The following is a 16,056-nucleotide window of genomic DNA, read 5'->3' on the forward strand; positions in this document are numbered from 1 at the left end:
CAGGAGTCAGCTCAGCGGTGGACAGCGGGCGGCCACGGCCCGTACCCGGACTGGTACGGGGGCATGGCGCCTCTGTTTCCCCTGTCCTGCTGAAACATGTGGGACGCGCGGGGCCTCCGGAGTCGTGTGCCGGCCGTGCTTCCGTCCGCGGTGTTTGCGCCTCCCGGACGGCCGGTCTTGGCGAGACCATCCCGGGGTCCGCTAGCCGCCGGAATCAGGTGGGGGTCAGATGACGCAGCCCAGGTGCGGTGCACAGACGACCAAGGGGAGTCGGTGCACCAAGCCCGCGATCATGAACAGTTCTCGGTGCCAGTTACACCAGGGAGGCTGGTCGAGCTACGGAGTGGCGCAGCGGAAAAAGAAGGAAGCCGACGCGAAGATGAAGAAGCTTCGGAGAAAGAAGTGACCTGGTCGGTGGCCAGCCGCTGACATCCATAGCTGACATCAACGTGGGTGCACGCTGGCAGCGCCGAGCGGTCAGACAGGGGCGTTGTGGCTTGCGTCGTGTCGGTGCTGGGTGGGGGCTGGGCGAGCTTACAGAGCAGATGTCGGCGGTTCGAAACCGTCCGCGCCCACCAGCGAACAGCCCCCAACCGATCATGGTCGGGGGCTTTCGTATGCCACATCGACGCCACATGACAACCACGTCTGACATCAACGGTGACGGTCAGGGACGGGCGGAACGCTGCCGAAGCAGGCGGTCCATGTGCCCGATCGCTTCGCGCTGCGTGTCCTGCACGACGTGCGCGTACACGTTCATCGTCACGGCGATCTGCGAGTGCCCCAGGATCCCCATCACGACCCGAGGCGGTACTCCGGCGGCGGTCAACAGCGTGGCCGCGTCGTGCAGCCGAACTACCCTCAGCCCGGCGTCCTTAGCCACGCGGGTGAAGGACCGGTACACATTCCGCAGTTCGATGGGCTGCCCGGTCCGCGTCGTGAACACGTACCAGGTCTCCTGCTCCACTTCTCCCCGGCCTTCGCCCGGATCTCCGCCTGTTTCATCCCTGCCAGGGCAGAGGAGCAACGCAAATCCCGGGCAGGCGGGAGCGTTTGGCGCCTTCTCCAGCCCTTGGGATCGTCCTCGTACGCCTCACCCCCGACGCGCTGACGCTGCGAGAGGTCCCCGCGCCTCAACCTTGGGAGGCTCATCCAGCGTCGCGACGTTCCGGGTCACCAACTCCTCCCGAACGGCGCCAGTCAGAGCGGTCCGCAGCATCCGATGCGACTCCTTGGCCGTGGCTGCGCGGGCCTTCTCCTGAAGCTGCGCGCGCACCCGCGACGACGTGGCCGTGTTCCTCCAGCCGCGCGTAGATGCCGCCAGGGCCGGTGGCAGCTTGTGCCGGAACCCGCGCCGGATGTCCGGTCATCCTCACATCACCATGTGATCACACGCTTGACCTCAATCATGCTTGAGGTGTGACGATGATCCCCATGACCACGGAATCCACATCCCACGCGGCGGACATCGAAGCGATCAGCCAGCTCGTCGCCACCGTCGAGCACTCCCAGCAGAACAAGGACCCCGAGGAGTTCCTCGGTCTCTTCCACCCGGACGCGATCTGGACGACGGCCCACGGCAAGGTCCTCATCGGCCTCGACGCGATCTCGGAGTTCACCCGCAAGGTCCTCCCCGCGGCGAGCTGGGACGGCAAGGTCACCTACGAGGTGGTCCACGTGCTCTTCATCCGCCCCGACGTCGCGGCGGTCAAGGTACGTCAGCGCTACCTGTCCCCGGGCGAGGAGAGCGAGGGCGCCCCGCTGTACGTGATGTCGAAGCAAGTCGACGGCCGCTGGCTGCTGACCGCCTGCCAGAACACGGGGGTCGTCGCCGACTAGCTTGCCCTTCGACGGTGTTGCGTTTCTTGTACCGCTCCTCGTCGAAGCCGGGCGGGTCGTTGCGGGCGGCCGGCCGATCTCACCCGCCGCGTCCGCCGCGGACTTGACCTGCTGGAGCAGACGCTCCCACGTCCCGTCGGCCGACCACAGCCGGTGCTGTCCATAGATGGTTTTCCGCGGCCCGAACCGTTCGGGCCTTCCGGATCGTCCCGCCGGAGACGCCGTAGCGCTCCACCAGCTCGGACTCACTCGGCGCCATGTCGCCGGCACCCAGCACACCGGCGCGGATCTGCTGGTCGATGTCACCCGCGACGGTACGAGGCCCCGCGCGCTCTTCGCGGCCGCATCGGGATGGGGCTGCCGCTCGCTGCGCTGGTCAGCACGATGGCGGCCGTCTCGCCGGACCCAAGAGTGAAACGGGCCGTGGCGTCGTCACCGTCGGCCTGCAGTGTGACGGGGTCGGTGGCCTGATGGTGAACATCTGTCCCCAGGGAGCGAGCCGAAGAGGCTGGGGGAACCGAAGCTCTCATGCTCACAGCGTGCGTCGAGCGTCAGGACCGCGTATGCGGACGGTTCGGGGGTGGGTTTTGGACAACTTTGGGGGTGGGCCGTCCTGGAGGGTGGGGGGTGGGAACGTCACGGGGATGGGTGAGTGGCTCGCGTGGGGTGGAGTGGCCTTGGCGGCGGGGGGCTTGGTGGCGGGGTGGGGGGTCGGGGGTGGGTTCGACCGGAGGAGAAACGAGGAGCGGGCGCGGCTGCTCGCGCACCTTGTGGAACCGGCGGCCCGGGATGGCGGTGAGGGGAAGTACGCTGATTCCGGGGCGAGGCGGGGGGAAGTGGAACCGGGACTGGGACCGGAACCGGGACCGGGCGTTCGGGTGGACGAGTTCACGCCGATCCTCGTCGAGTACTACGCCTACGGGCTGGCGCAGGCGCGGAGCAGCTTCGTGACCAGCCAGTGGTTCGCCGCGGCGGGGGCCGCCATCGTGCTGTTCGGAGTGGCGCTGGCCGTGTGGAAGGCCGAAAGCAGCGGGGAACTGTATCTCGGGGTCGTCACCAGTTCCGTGGGGCTCGTGATCACGGTCATCGGGCAGCTGTTTCATCGGCGGGCCGACGTGGCGTTGCGGCACATGGCCGACCAGACCGCCTTGCTGCGCGAGGACCGGCGGGCAGAGGAGGCGCTGAGGCGGGCGGTCGGGCTGCTGGACGAGGTTGCGGACCCGGCGCTGAGGGCGCGGCTGCAGGCCGGGTTGATCATGAAATTGTCCGGGTCTGAGCTGCCCCGATAGCGGGATAGTAGAGGTATGTGCCGTTCCATTAAGACCCTGCGCCCGCCCGCCATCCCCGAGAAGGCCACGGAGGAGGAGATCCGCGCCGCCGCGCTCCAGTACGTACGGAAGGTGTCCGGGTTCCGGGCGCCCGCCGCGCACAACCAAGAGGTGTTCGCCGAGGCCGTCGATGCGATCGCCGAGGCGACCCGGGACCTGCTGGACGGCCTCCAGGTCAGAGGCGCGGCCGCCACGGCCTCCTAGGTTCTGTCGTCAAAGTGCGACGCTTGCAGGCCTCGCGGTCGAAGGCGGCGGCCGGCCGCCCCGGCTGCCGCGCCGGGCCCGGTTCCGGGTCTGGTCGACCCGCACGGGAATGGTGTGCGGGATGCTCCTGCGGCGGAGCCAGGTGCGGATCGCTTTCGAGCTGTAGCCCTTGTCGCCCAGGACGTGAGCGGGCCGGATCTGGGCCGTCCCAGGCCGATGCGGGGCACCCGGATTGCTTACCTCACCGTAGTGAACTGGGTGCAGTCATTGGTGTTCCCGCCCGTGACGACGAAGCCGAGCGGGCGGCCGGACCCGGTCGGACGAACCCTCAGTCCACCAGAAACGGAAGCACCGCGAGGGCGGCACCGCCGCCCAGCAGCGGCAGCGCGCCGAGGGTGAGGAGGCCGGCCCTGAGCAGGGTGCTCTTGCCCGATAGGTCAAAGGAGTAGTCCCGGGGATCCTCCGGGTCGTAGGCGACGCGGGTCACCGGTCCGCGGTTCTTGCCCCGGCCACTGCGCTCGACGCCGTCGGCGTCGGTGAACTTGTACCAGGCTGCTCCGTCTTTGGTCCTGAAGTCGAAAGAGGCGGGCACGGTGATCCCGCGCCGCTTCAGCGCGAAGTAGACCAACGCCACGTTCACCGCGAGGAACAGCAGGCCTGCGCCGAGGGCGAGCGGGATCGCCGCGGTGATTGGGGCGATGATCACCTCGGCCCCGCGTACGACGCCGACCCAGATCGTGTAGCCGACGTAGACGAGGAGGAGAGCGAGCGTGATCACCTGCCGCCGCCGGTACTTCGGATGATATTCCGCCTCCTCCGGTTCCTCCGCTGGCGCCAGCGGGGTGACCGTGACGCGGGCGCTGCCGGTGGGGTCGCGCCGCGCGGGGAGTGCGGCGGTCAGGGCGGTGACGAAGGCGGTGGCGGCCGTCGGGTTGCCGCCGTCCACACGGTGCACGGCACTGTCGGTGAGCACGATCTCGACGTGGCGCCCGCCGTCGGTACGGGCCTCCTGGACCACCACGAGGGGGATTTCCGTGCGGGTGCGGCGGTCGACGAGCCGGAGACCGCCGCCTTCGATCACGGTCTCGGCACCGTCGCCGCCGATCAGTATCTGTGAAGAGACCATCGCGTTCGCCCCCTGTTGATACGCCATGGCGCCGTCCGCCGTCGCGCTACCGGAAACCTATCGCGAGGAGGAACAGGCCCCGCCGCCCCGGCCGCCGCCACGATCGCGGTGGCGACCCGGTGCCGCGTCTCCCCTGGCCCCGTACGAGGAACCCACGGCCCAGAACGCTCAGGCACATCCCGCCAGGCCGTCCCGGTCCGGACCTTCCACGCGATTCGTTCAGGGCCCTGCGGCCGTCCAGCCGCCGGACAAACTTCCCCTCGGCATCGGACAGTTCATGGCGACGCATCATGCCCCCGCGATCCACCACCCCACATCATTTGAAGACACTGCCTAGGACTACGGGTGGGCGCGGCGACGGAGGACCCAGATGCCGGCCCCGAGGGCGGATGCGACGAGGGCGCCGCCGATGGCGATCTGACCCCGGCTCACCGACTCGACGCTGCCGCCCAGGCCGCCTCGGGCGGCGCCCGCGCTGACGGTCAGGTAGATCGTGACGCGCTGGCCACCGAGGCCGCCGCACTCGAAGGTCACGGGGTGTGAGCCGGAGGCGGCATTGGGGTAGACGGTGGCGCCGCCGAACAGATTGCTGGCCTCCAGGTTGCCCGGAGTCAGCTGGACGTCGCCGAAGGCGCGGGAGGTCGCCCTGCCGGTCCTGGTGCCGCAGCCGGTGATGTTGAGGCTGACGCGGCCGCCGGGGGCCACGGCGGTCGGGGAGACGCTGGCGGAAGGGACGGCGTGGGCGAGCGTGGCGGGGGACGCCGCGGCGGCGACGAGGGCCGCGGCCGCGAGGCCGGTCAGGCGGTGGCGGTTGCGCGTGGGGGACATGGAGAGAACTCCTCGGGCTCCTCGAAACGGCGCGGCCAGGGCACGGATGTGACGCGGATTCGGTTGCGCACCGTTCTCTGGACGCTAGGAGCCAAGCCCGCAGGCGGCGATCGGAGCCGGGTGAACGGGTGACCGGATGCCCCGGGTGGGCTATGCCCTGTCCGGGCGCCTACCGGTCACCGGGTTACGCCGCCGGGGCCGGGGAGGGCGGGGGGCGGCGGATGAGGAAGGCCGCCAGGGCTCCCGCCGCGAAGAGGGCGACGACCGACACCGCGGTGCCGAGCCACGTCGCGCCCAGCCACTGGGTGCCGAAGTAGCCGAGCGCCACGCTGTAGCCGGCCCAGGCCATGCCCGCCAGCACCGACCAGGGCAGGAACTCCTTGATCTTGCGGTGCGCCTTGCCCGCGCCCAGGGAGACCACCGAGCGGCCGGCCGGGGCGAACCGGGCGATCACCACCAGGGCGCCGCCGCCCCGGGCCAGGGCCGCGCCCAGGCGCTCCTGGGCCCGGGTCAGGCGACGGGAGCGGGCGATGGCCCGGTCCAGCCGGGCTCCGCCGAGCCGGGCGAGCCGGTATGCGGCCATGTCGCCCAGAACCGAGGCCGTCGTGGCGATCACCAGCAGCGCCATGATGTCGGGCACCTGCTCGGGCACCGGGACCGGGACCGGGACCGGACCCGCCGCACCGGCGGCGGCCGCCGCGGCAGCGGCGGTGATCACCAGTACCCCGCTCGGGAGCACGGGCAGGAAGACATCGAGCACGATGGACACCGCCACCACGGCGTAGATCCACGGGCTCGTCGTCAACGACCCCAGAGTCTCAAGCAAAGCGGGACTCCCCAGTCCGGTTGAGGTGCTTCGGCGTGAAGCGCCGCGACGTCGCGGGGAGCGGCAGGGGCGGCTGACAGCCATACAGCGTACGCCCGGCGTTCGCCTGCCGGACGCCGGGGGCGCCGGAGGTGCCCCCGCGCCGAGGGCCGGAAGGCGCGCGGCTTCGCCGGTTCGGCCGTACGCGTGCCGGCCCCGCCCGTCACTCCTGGGCCGTCAGGTCCCGGTCCAGTACGGTCACCAGCCGAGCCCGCTTGTCACCCCGCCCGCCCTTGTGGGCCTGGTCCAGCCGGAGTCGGGCCGTGCGCCCCGCCAAGGCCAGGGTCATCAACTGGTTGCCGAACCACGGCCCACCCGTACGCCGCCAGCTCAACGGCGGCCGGCCCGTTCGGCCATGCCGGGAGAACCCGCGCCCCAGCCACCGGCCCGCCCGCGACCAGCCCAGCCGGAATCCCAACTTCACCGCCGTGTGGATCGAGTTGTGCACCGGCGAACACGTCAGCTGGAACACCCGGGCCGTACTCGGTATGAGGGGCTCGGCCACATACGCGTGATGTACATCCCCCGACAGGACACACACCGTCGCCGGCGCCCGCGGCCCCGTCCCCACCTCCTCGATCAGATCACTGAGCGCCGAGAACGACGCCGGGAACGCCGCCCAGTGCTCCAGATCGCTGCGGCGGCGCAGATCCTCCCCGATCCGCGCCCACCGAGGCCCCCGCTCCCCACGGCACAACGCCGCGTTCCAGGCCTCGGCGTCATGGATCAGCGGCGGCATCAGCCACGGCAGCGAGGACCCGATCAGCAGATGGTCGTAACCCCCGTGCCCCTCCAGCGCGTTCTCCCGGAGCCACTGCTGCTCAGCCGGGTCGAGCATCGCCCGCCCGTCCTCGGCCAGTACCCGCGCCGCCCGCGTGTCCACCATCAGCAGCCGGGAGCGGCCGAAGTCGCGCCGGTAGCTCCAGCGGACGGTGCCCGGATCGGCATCCGCCGAGGCCGCGAAGGCCCGCAGCTCATCCGTACCGTCCGGGGTCCGCCGGATCGCCCCGTACAGCGCGTCTGCCTCCAACTCGGCGGGGGAGAGATTTCCCAGGTGCTGGTACACCCAGTACGACATCAGCCCGCTGAGCACCCGCTCCTGCCACCACGGCGTCGCGCGCATCTCCGCCAGCCACGCCGCGCTGGTGTTCCAGTCGTCCACGACATCGTGGTCGTCGAATATCTGCAGGCTGGGCACGGTGGAGAGGAGCCAGCGGATCTCCGGGTCGAGCCAGGACTCGTAGTAGAGCCGGGTGTACTCCTCGTAGTCCGCGACCTGCGCGCCCGGCGCGTCCCGCAGGTCACGGCGGGCCGCGATCCACTGCCTGGTCTCCCGCGACAGGTGGTCGGCGTACACCTGGTCGCCGAGCAGCAACAGGAGGTCCGGGCGCACCGCCGCGGGGTCGGCGGCCAGCCGCGCCGCGAGCGTGTCCAGCGCGTCCGGACCGTGCCGGCCGCGCCCGTCGGCGGGCGGCACGGCTTGCCGGCAGGACCCGAACGTGACGCGCAGCCCCGGCGCGGGCCGGCCCGGCCCCGCGACGGCGGGCGTGGTGATCGTGCTCGGAGGGAATGCGCTGTCGGGCAGCGGCCAGACGCGGACGCCGTCGAGCAGCACCTCATACGCCACGGTGTCCCCGGGGGTCAGGCCCGTCACCGGCACCAGCGCGTAGTGGTGCCCGGCTATCTGGAAGGTGCGCACGCTCCCGCCGGCCCCGTCGGCACAGCGCACCTCGGCCGTACACGGGCGGTCCGCCTCGACCCAGATCGTGGCGGAGCCGCCCGCGTCCCAGTCGACGTAGCGCAGCAGCGGCCCCAGACGCAGTCCGGCCATGGAACTCCCCCTCCTCCGTAGTCCCTTCGATCACGGTACGACGTGGAGGGGGAGCCTGGCCTCCCCCTGGCGGGGGAGAAAGATCGGCCTCCGGTTCAGGGTCGCGGCCGGCGCCCGCCGGACGGCGGGATCAGCAGCCGTTCAGGACGTTGACCAGGGCCGTCTTCTCGCCGGAGTCCATGCTCAGGCCCCAGTACTGCTTCACGTGGACCCACATGCGGGCGTACGTGCAGCGGTAGGCGGTGCGCGGCGGCAGCCACTTGCCGGGGTCGAGGTCGCCCTTGGCCTGGTTGACGTTGTCGGTGACGGCGATGAGCTGGGGGCGGGTGAGGTCGTTGGCGAACTGCTGCCGCTTGGTGGTGGTCCAGGAGCTGGCCCCGGAGCGCCAGGCCTCGGCGAGCGCGACGACGTGGTCGATGTCGAGGTCGGAGGCGGCGGTCCAGGTGGCGCCGTCGTACTCGGAGTACCAGCTGCCGCTGATCGCGGCGCAGGAGGAGTCCTGGACGACGTTCACGCCGTCGCGCTTGAGGACGGTCTCACGGGTGTTGCAGGTTCCGGAGACGGTGCTCCAGTGCGGGAACAGGTCGCGGCTGTAGCCGGTGGTGGAGCCTTCGGTCCGCGGGGTGACCGTGGCGAGGTACGCGCGGGCGGACGCGGCACTGATGGGGGTGGGCGGAGCGGCCTGGGCGGTCGGCGCGTTCACGAGGGAGGTGAGGGAGGCGAGCGCGGCGGCCGACGCGAGTACGCCGATGCGACGCGCGTAGACGGAGGATATGGGGGTCTTGAAGGCCATGAGGGTCTCCGTGGATGCGGGGGGATGTGGCCGAGCGGCCCCGGCGGGGCGCGGCCATGGTGTCGGCGCCAGGTTTCGCGGGGATGGGCGCCAGGTGACAGCCTGACGACATGGACACGTCACATCAAGATGTTGAAAGGCCCTTGATTAAGCGGAAGTTGAAGTTCCGGTAGGGGTGGGTCCGGTGATCGGCGGCGGGCCCGGGCTCACGCCGGATCCACCCCGGGTCCGCCCCGGGTCGGTCGTCGGGTCCACGCCGGGGCCGCCGCCGGGTCCCGTCGCCGGGTCCGCCGCCGGGTCCGCTAGGGGGCAGAGAGGGGCCGTATCGGGACCAAAGACCCCTTACGGGTGCCCGGGAGCGTCGCGTACCCTTGAGCGAGCAGAAGGGGAGTAGCTCTTCGCCGGACCGTCGACATACTGCTGGGTCACCCCAGCCGGCGCCCGGAGGCAGGCCGCGGACAGCGGCCGGCCAGCGAGACCTTCGGCCGCAGTGTCCTGTTCCGGCATAGGCGTACGCACACACGTGCATGCGCAGATGCACCCAGGGCGCCGCCGAGCCGAAGCGACCCCCGACACACCCCAGGTCTCTCGGTAGCGATGGCGTCCTGCCCTACCGATCGAGGTTCCACCCCGTGTTCAGTTTCAGCGTCACGGCGATCGCCTTCGGCGTCGTCTTCCTCGCCGAACTCCCCGACAAGACCGCCCTCGCGGGCCTGATGCTCGGCACCCGCTACCGCGCGTCCTACGTCTTCGCGGGCGTCGCCGCCGCGTTCGCGGTGCACGTCGCGCTCGCCATCGCCGCCGGCAGCGTGCTCACGCTGCTCCCGCACCGGCTCGTACAGGCGGTCGTCGGCGTCCTGTTCCTGGCGGGTGCGGCCATGCTGCTGCTGAAGAAGAGCGACGGGGAGGAGGAGGTCAGGCCGCCGGCCGACCAGTCCTTCTGGAAGGTGTCCGGGGCCGGGTTCATGTTGATCCTGGTGGCGGAGTTCGGCGATCTGACGCAGATCATGACCGCCAATCTCGCGGCGCGGTACGAGAACCCGGTCTCGGTCGGCGTCGGTGCGGTGCTGGCGCTGTGGGCGGTCGCGGGCATCGGGATTCTGGGCGGGCGGACGCTGATGAAGTACGTGCCGCTGCGGCTGATCACCAAGGTCGCGGCGGCGGTGATGGCGGCGCTGGCCGCGTTCTCGCTGTACGAGGCGATCGCGGGCTGAGCCGGCCGAGCTCCGTCTGACCGACGTCTGACCACCCTCTGACCGCCGTCCGGCCTGTTCCTGCCGGGCCGCCTCCTGCGGCACCTCGCGGGCGTGGAGCCGGGTGGCTCCGCGGTGTGGTGGCGGGCCGGGAGGTAGTCGGCGCGCCACCGCCGCTTCACCGGGCGATGGCGGGCCCGGCGGTCGTCGCGGCCGCCGCCTGGGCTGCGGGGCGGCCGATACCGCCTTCGCGAGACGGCTCGTCGCCGATGCGGTTCCGCGAGGTGCTGGTGCACGGCGGTGAGGCGTCCGGGTGCGCGCGGAGCGGGATTCCGTGTACGGGGGCGGCGGCGAAGCCTGCCGCGCACCGCTGGGGTGCGGTCTGGCCGGGCGGCCCAGGCGCGGCGGATTGTTCCGCCGGGCCGCTGGCGGTCGCGGCCCGGGCCGGGCCCGCCCGGGCCGGCATGTCGCTCCGCGTGATCGTGAAGCGCCGACGGGCCGCCAACGAGGCGGCCGGGCGGGGGTGCGCTCCGAGGCGGCCGGGGCGGGGGTGTGTTCCGGGTCAGGCGGTGGGAGTCAGGGTGAGTTGGATCGAGCCGTCCGGGGTGGGCTGGACGTGGATGGACGTCAGGTCCGGGGCGTGGGCCGTCGGGGCGTGGGCGGCGGCGCGGGGGCCGATGCCGATCACGCGCATGCCGGCGGCCTGGCCTGCGGCTATACCGGCGGCCGAATCCTCGAAGACGATGCACTCGGCCGGGTCCACGCCCAGCGCGGCGGCGCCCTTGAGGAAGCCCTCCGGGTCGGGCTTGCTGGCCGAGACGGACTCGGCCGTCACGCGCACGCCCGGCATCGGCAGGCCGGCGGCCGACATCCGTACCGCGGCCAGAGCGGCGTCGGCGGAGGTGACCAGGGCGTGCGGCAGCCCGCCGAGCGCCGCCATGAACTCCGGGGCGCCGCCGACCGGGACCACGCCGTCGGTGTCGGCGGTCTCGCGGGCGAGCATCACGGCGTTCTCGGCGTGGTTATGCTCCATCGGGCGCTCCGGAAGCAGGATGGCCATGGTGGCGTAGCCCTGGCGGCCGTGGACCACCTTGAGGGCCTCCCGCGGGTCCAGCCCGTGGGACTCCGCCCACTCGCGCCAGCAGCGCTCGACCACCGCGTCGGAGTTGACGATGGTGCCGTCCATGTCCAGGAGCAGGGCCTTGGCGGTGAGGACGACAGGGGCGGTGGTGGCGCTGGCCGACATCGGCAGGTGCTCCAGACGGGGCGGGAAAAGAGATCAAGTGGTTCCGTCCACCGGTCAGGGAGTGAGGACGGAACCACTTTGTTCCCACACGATACAAAATAGCGGCGGTCTGCGCCACCCGGCTTGACGAAGCCCTGGATCTTCTAGCCCTCCAGGGCTTTCCGGGTGGCCGGACCGTAGACGCCCCAAGGGTCTTCGTCGATGTCGTTGTTCCACTGGAAGGTCGAGACCGCGTTCTCCGTCCGGTCGTCGTACTTGCCGTTGAACTTGCCCCGGTACAGGCCTTCCGCCGCGAGCAGCCGCTGGAGCTGCTCCACCTCCGGGCCCGAGTCCCCGTACTGCAGGCTCCGGACCTGCTGCTGCGGGGCCTGGGAGCTGGGGGAGCGGATCGCGGACGCCTTCGGGGACGGAGGTGCCGAGGAGCGTGACGGGCTCGCGGACGGTGACGCCGAGCGTGAGGCGCTCGATGACGGTGACGCGGACGGGGAGGGCGACGTCGAACGGGAGGCGGAGGCGGACGGGCTGCGCGTCGGACTCGTCGAGGCCTGCGACGAACCGGCCGGGGCGGCGCTCGCCGCGGGCGCCGCCGCCTTCGGGTCGCCCAGTGCGGTGTCACTCGCCCCGGAGTCCCCGAACGCGCCCATCGCGAGGGCACCCGAGCCCAGCGCGACCACCGCGGCCGCGCCCAGCAGCAGGGGCAGCAGCCGCCGTCGGGAAGCCGGAGCGGACCGCCCCTCCGGGGCCCCACCCCCACCCCCTCCCCTTCCCTCTCCCCTTCCCTGCTCCCCGGCCCATCCGCCGTCCTGCGCCAGTGCAGGCGCAGGCCCCGGAGCCGGGGGGACCGTCTGGAGCGCGGCCGTCTCGTCCGGCCATGCCGGGTGCGCCGGCGGTACGGGTATCCCGTACGCCGGGGTGTCGCCCTGCGGCGGAACCGGCGCGGCCGGAACCGGGGGCAGCAGCTCCGTCGCGGCGTCGCCGGCCTGGCCGTACCCGCCCGGGCCCGGCGCCGCCTGGGCCCCGTACCCGCCCGGGCCGCCCGGCGCCGGCGGGGGCCCGGAGGGGTGCGGCTCCGGGGTCACCGCGCCGCGCACCGGCTGCGGGAACGTCGGCGCCGTCGCCTCACCCGGGTCGGACAACGTCACGTACGGACGGATGCGCAGGGGGTCGAAGCCCGCCCGAGGCACGCACCCGCAGCCGACGCCCACGGCGTCGCAATTTGGACAGCGCTCAGCGCTCACTGAAACCCTCCCTGGCCACTTGCCTGCGATTATGCAGACCCGCGGGGACCCGCCCAACCGTCCGACAGGCCATAACCGGACACACCGCTCACGATGGAGATGTTGATTCGGCCTGAGGAGGAGTTGATGGCTCAGGATCTGACGACATCGTCCGTGGGCCCCGGCCCCGGCCCCGGGCCCAGGAGCTCCAGCCCCGCCGCCGAGCACGCCTCGCGCGAGGTGCTCGTCTCCATCGGCGCACTGCTGCTCGGCCTGCTGATCGCCGCTCTCGACCAGACCATCGTCTCCACCGCCCTGCCGACGATCGTCAGCGAACTGGGCGGGATGGAACACCTGTCATGGGTGGTCACCGCCTACATGCTCGCCTCCACCGCCGCCACACCGCTGTGGGGCAAGCTCGGTGACCAGTACGGCCGCAAGAAGCTCTATCAGTACGCCATCGTCATCTTCCTCATCGGCTCGGTCCTCTGCGGTATCGCCCAGGACATGCCCCAGCTCATCGGCTTCCGCGCACTGCAAGGCCTGGGCGGCGGCGGACTGTTGGTGCTGTCCATGGCGATCGTGGGCGACATCGTCCCGCCCCGCGAACGCGGCAGGTACCAGGGCCTCTTCGGTGCGGTCTTCGGCGCCACCAGCGTGCTGGGCCCACTGCTCGGCGGCCTGTTCGTGGACCACCTCTCCTGGCGCTGGGTCTTCTACATCAACCTCCCCATCGGTCTCGTCGCACTCGTCGTCATCGCCGCCGCGCTGCGCATCCCGGTGCGCTCCTCGAAGCACACCATCGACTACCTGGGCACCTTCCTCATCGCCTCCGTCGCCACCTGCCTCGTGCTCGTCGCATCCCTCGGCGGCACCACCTGGCCCTGGGACTCGGTCCAGATCATCGGCCTCGCCGTCCTCGGCGCGGTACTCCTCGTCGTCCTCCTCTTCGTGGAGCGGCGGGCGGCCGAACCCGTCCTGCCGCTGGGGCTGTTCCGGATCCGTACCTTCACCCTCTGCTCGGTGATCAGCTTCGTCGTCGGTTTCGCCATGTTCGGCGCGATGGTCTACCTGCCGACCTTCCTCCAGGTCGTACGCGGCGTCTCACCGACCATGTCCGGCGTCCACATGCTGCCGATGGTTCTCGGCTTGCTCATCGCCTCCACCGGCTCGGGCCAGATCGTCAGCCGCACCGGGCACTGGAAGGTCTTCCCGATCGTGGGCACGGCCGTGACCGCCGTCGGGCTGCTCCTCCTGCACCAGCTGCGGCGGGACAGCGGCGACTGGGAGATGGGCGTGTACTTCTTCGTCTTCGGTGCCGGACTCGGCCTGGTCATGCAGGTGCTCGTCCTGGCGGTGCAGAACGCGGTCAGCTACGCCGACCTCGGAGTCGCCACCTCCGGTGCCACCTTCTTCCGCTCCATCGGCGCCTCCTTCGGCGTCGCCATCTTCGGCACGGTCTTCACCAGCCGGCTCGACGACCAGCTGGCCTCCGCCCTCGCCGGCGTCCCGCTTCCGCCCGGTGTGAGCGTCGCGCAACTGGAGGCCGATCCCCGGGCCATCGCCGAGCTGCCCACCGACCTGCAGCCGCGGGTACTCGACGCGTACTCCACCTCGATCACCGACGTCTTCCTCTACGCCGTGCCCGTGGTGCTGGTCGCTTTCGTCATCGCCTGGTTCCTCAAGGAGGACAAGCTCCGCGGCTCGGTCACCGCACCCGATGGGACCGAGACGCTCGCCTCCAACCCGGTCCAGCGCTCGTCCCACGACGAGGTCGCCCGCGCGCTGTCCCTGCTCGGCACCCGGGAGGGCCGCCGCCACGTCTACGAGAAGATCACCGAGAAGGCCGGCTACGACCTGCTCCCCGCCGCCAGCTGGCTGCTGCTGCGGATCAACAGGTACGGCTCGGCCGAACCCGCCCTGCTCGCCGACCGCACCTCCGTGCCGCTCCGGATCGTCACGGATGCCGCGCGCCAGGTCGAGGAGCGCAGGCTCGCCCGCCGGGACGGGCTGACGCTGGTCCTGACCGACCGGGGACGCGAGGCCGCCGCCAGGCTGGCCGCGGCCCGGCAGGAGTCCTTGGCCGAGCTGCTCGGCGACTGGTGGGGACCTGACCGCCCGACCGACCTGGTCAAGCTGGTCGAGGAGATCAACGCGGAGCTCTGCGGATCCGACGCCGAGGAGCCCTACGACACCCTGGCCCCCCGGGACCACGCCGCCCACTGAGCGACCCCGCCCCTGCCCGGTCCGCCCCTGCCCGGTCCGCCGCAGCCCTGTGCCGCAGCCCCTGCCCGGTCCGCCGCGGAGAGGCCGCTCAGACCAGGGGCTTCTCGAACCAGTGCTCGGCGTACGGGCCGGAGTTGTACGCCGGTATCTCCCGGTACCCGTGCCGCGCGTACAGGGCGCGGGCCTCCACCAGGTCGGACCGGGTGTCCAGGCGGACCCGCTCGGCGCCCAGGGACCGGCCCGCCTCCTCCAAGGCGGCGAGCAGCGCCGCCCCTCCACCGGTGCCGCGGGCGCGCTGGTCCACGTACACCCTGGTGAGTTCGACGGTGAGCGGATCGAGTACGCGTATGCCGCCGCAGGCCAGGGCCTCGCCATCGAGACGTCCGACCACGAACTGACCGGTCGGCGGGACGAGCCCGTCGTCCGGATCGTCCGCCAGGCCCTGGTCGATCTCGGCTTCGGTGGCGGCCCTCTTCCAGTACCGGCCGGCGACCTCCGCGTAGTAGGCGCGGCGCAGGGTGGTGGCGTCCGGGGTGTCGAAGGGTTCCGGGGCGACTGCCCATGCCCGGGCGACCGCCCATGCCCGGGCGGGTGGGGCGGCCGTGTTCGACGGGGCGGCCGCGCTCGACCCGGGTGTCGTGGCGGTCGGAGGGGCTGAGGTGGAGCTCGCGTTGCTGGTCATGGCCTCATTGTGGATCGCGCGCGCCGACGCCCGCGTGGAATATCCACAGGCACGGGCCGATGATAGGAAAAGCGACAAACCGTGCACACGAAGGGCGGGAACCGTCATGTCGGAGCATCCGGACTGTGCCCTGATCCGCCGCGGCTACGAGGCCTTCGGCAAGGGCGACATGGAGAAGCTGAGTTCGATGATGACGGCCGACGTCATCCACCACATGCCGGGCAACAACCCCCTCTCCGGGCACCACAAGGGGCGGGAGGCCGTCATGGACCTCTACCGCCGCATCGCCGAGGAGACGAACGGAACCTTCCGGGTCCGTCTGGAATCGGTCTTGGCGGACGGCCGCGGCCACGTCATGAGTTTCCACACGACGTTCGCCGACCGCGGAGACCGGGGGATCGAGATCCACGAGGGTCTCTTCTTCACCCTCGTCGGGGACAAGATCACCGACATCGACGGATGCACCTCGGACATCAGCGAGAACGACGCCTTCTGGAGCCAGCCGCTGACCGCCGGCCGCTGATCACCGCCGGCCGCTGATCACCACTGGCCACTGGCCGACGACCGCCGACCGACGACCGACGGCCGCCAACCACCGACCGCTGATCAGGCCGCTGACCGACGTCATGTGACACGAACGGAGGCCCGGGCCCTGCGCCGCCCGGGCCTCCGTTCGTG

The 16,056-nt window shown here is 71.5% G+C and carries 14 protein-coding genes and 3 pseudogenes; 6 read left to right on the top strand and 11 right to left on the bottom strand.

All coding sequences use genetic code 11. The annotated features are described in order from the left end of the window. Positions 1-667: 667 nt before the first annotated feature. Positions 668-1,336, bottom strand: a pseudogene (locus MTF65_RS30475) (tyrosine-type recombinase/integrase); the annotation flags it as partial. An 89-nt stretch (positions 1,337-1,425) separates the two neighbouring features. Here MTF65_RS30475 and MTF65_RS09285 point away from each other — a divergent pair. Further along, positions 1,426-1,839, top strand: coding sequence for an SgcJ/EcaC family oxidoreductase (locus MTF65_RS09285; protein ID WP_374207214.1), 414 nt, complete (start codon positions 1,426-1,428; stop codon positions 1,837-1,839). A 75-nt stretch (positions 1,840-1,914) separates the two neighbouring features. Here MTF65_RS09285 and MTF65_RS30775 read toward each other — a convergent pair. Further along, positions 1,915-2,034: pseudogene (locus MTF65_RS30775) on the bottom strand (IS5/IS1182 family transposase); the annotation flags it as partial. Further along, positions 2,015-2,140: pseudogene (locus tag MTF65_RS09295) on the bottom strand (GntR family transcriptional regulator); the annotation flags it as partial. The pseudogenes MTF65_RS30775 and MTF65_RS09295, both read right to left, overlap by 20 nt. Positions 2,141-2,717: 577 nt before the next feature. On the opposite strand from MTF65_RS09295, the gene MTF65_RS09300 reads away from it, so the two are divergent. Both MTF65_RS09300 and MTF65_RS09305 read left to right on the top strand, forming a co-directional pair. Then, entirely contained in the window at positions 2,718-3,128 is a 411-nt protein-coding gene (locus MTF65_RS09300; protein WP_243627986.1) for a TRADD-N-associated membrane domain-containing protein, read from the top strand. A 15-nt stretch (positions 3,129-3,143) separates the two neighbouring features. After that, on the top strand, positions 3,144-3,371 hold the full coding sequence (locus MTF65_RS09305; RefSeq protein WP_243627987.1) for a DUF2277 domain-containing protein: 228 nt from the start codon (positions 3,144-3,146) through the stop codon (positions 3,369-3,371). A gap of 328 nt (positions 3,372-3,699) precedes the next feature. Here the strand turns inward: MTF65_RS09305 and MTF65_RS09315 are convergent, their stop codons facing one another. From MTF65_RS09315 to MTF65_RS09335, 5 genes are all read right to left on the bottom strand, one after another. Next, positions 3,700-4,497, bottom strand: a complete 798-nt coding sequence (locus MTF65_RS09315; RefSeq protein ID WP_243627989.1) for a hypothetical protein — start codon at positions 4,495-4,497, stop codon at positions 3,700-3,702. 339 nt (positions 4,498-4,836) lie between these two features. Then, positions 4,837-5,325, bottom strand: a complete 489-nt coding sequence (locus MTF65_RS09320; RefSeq protein ID WP_243627991.1) for a hypothetical protein — start codon at positions 5,323-5,325, stop codon at positions 4,837-4,839. Between the two features lie 184 nt (positions 5,326-5,509). Further along, on the bottom strand, positions 5,510-6,151 hold the full coding sequence (locus MTF65_RS09325) for a DedA family protein (protein ID WP_243627993.1): 642 nt from the start codon (positions 6,149-6,151) through the stop codon (positions 5,510-5,512). 202 nt (positions 6,152-6,353) lie between these two features. Beyond that, positions 6,354-8,021, bottom strand: a complete 1,668-nt coding sequence (locus tag MTF65_RS09330; protein ID WP_243627994.1) for an alkaline phosphatase D family protein — start codon at positions 8,019-8,021, stop codon at positions 6,354-6,356. 130 nt (positions 8,022-8,151) lie between these two features. Next, the gene (locus tag MTF65_RS09335) at positions 8,152-8,814 is read right to left on the bottom strand and encodes an HNH endonuclease family protein (RefSeq protein WP_243627996.1); all 663 of its coding nucleotides are present in this window, start codon (positions 8,812-8,814) and stop codon (positions 8,152-8,154) included. Between the two features lie 632 nt (positions 8,815-9,446). On the opposite strand from MTF65_RS09335, the gene MTF65_RS09340 reads away from it, so the two are divergent. Further along, positions 9,447-10,028, top strand: a complete 582-nt coding sequence (locus MTF65_RS09340; RefSeq protein ID WP_243627997.1) for a TMEM165/GDT1 family protein — start codon at positions 9,447-9,449, stop codon at positions 10,026-10,028. Between the two features lie 541 nt (positions 10,029-10,569). Here the strand turns inward: MTF65_RS09340 and MTF65_RS09345 are convergent. Further along, positions 10,570-11,253, bottom strand: a complete 684-nt coding sequence (locus tag MTF65_RS09345) for an HAD-IA family hydrolase (RefSeq protein ID WP_243627999.1) — start codon at positions 11,251-11,253, stop codon at positions 10,570-10,572. Positions 11,254-11,396: 143 nt separating this feature from the next. After that, positions 11,397-12,491, bottom strand: a complete 1,095-nt coding sequence (locus tag MTF65_RS30480) for a peptidoglycan-binding protein (RefSeq protein WP_243628001.1) — start codon at positions 12,489-12,491, stop codon at positions 11,397-11,399. Positions 12,492-12,617: 126 nt separating this feature from the next. Here MTF65_RS30480 and MTF65_RS09355 point away from each other — a divergent pair, with 126 nt between their 5' ends. Then, the gene (locus tag MTF65_RS09355; RefSeq protein WP_243628002.1) at positions 12,618-14,696 is read left to right on the top strand and encodes an MDR family MFS transporter; all 2,079 of its coding nucleotides are present in this window, start codon (positions 12,618-12,620) and stop codon (positions 14,694-14,696) included. 88 nt (positions 14,697-14,784) lie between these two features. Here MTF65_RS09355 and MTF65_RS09360 read toward each other — a convergent pair whose 3' ends face one another. Beyond that, entirely contained in the window at positions 14,785-15,378 is a 594-nt protein-coding gene (locus MTF65_RS09360; protein ID WP_243628003.1) for a GNAT family N-acetyltransferase, read from the bottom strand. Positions 15,379-15,484: 106 nt separating this feature from the next. Here MTF65_RS09360 and MTF65_RS09365 point away from each other — a divergent pair, with 106 nt between their 5' ends. Further along, positions 15,485-15,901, top strand: a complete 417-nt coding sequence (locus MTF65_RS09365; RefSeq protein ID WP_243628004.1) for a nuclear transport factor 2 family protein — start codon at positions 15,485-15,487, stop codon at positions 15,899-15,901. The last annotated feature ends 155 nt before the right edge of the window (positions 15,902-16,056 follow it).

The organism is Streptomyces sp. APSN-46.1 (assembly GCF_022815725.1).
Taxonomy (GTDB): Bacteria; Actinomycetota; Actinomycetes; order Streptomycetales; family Streptomycetaceae; genus Streptomyces.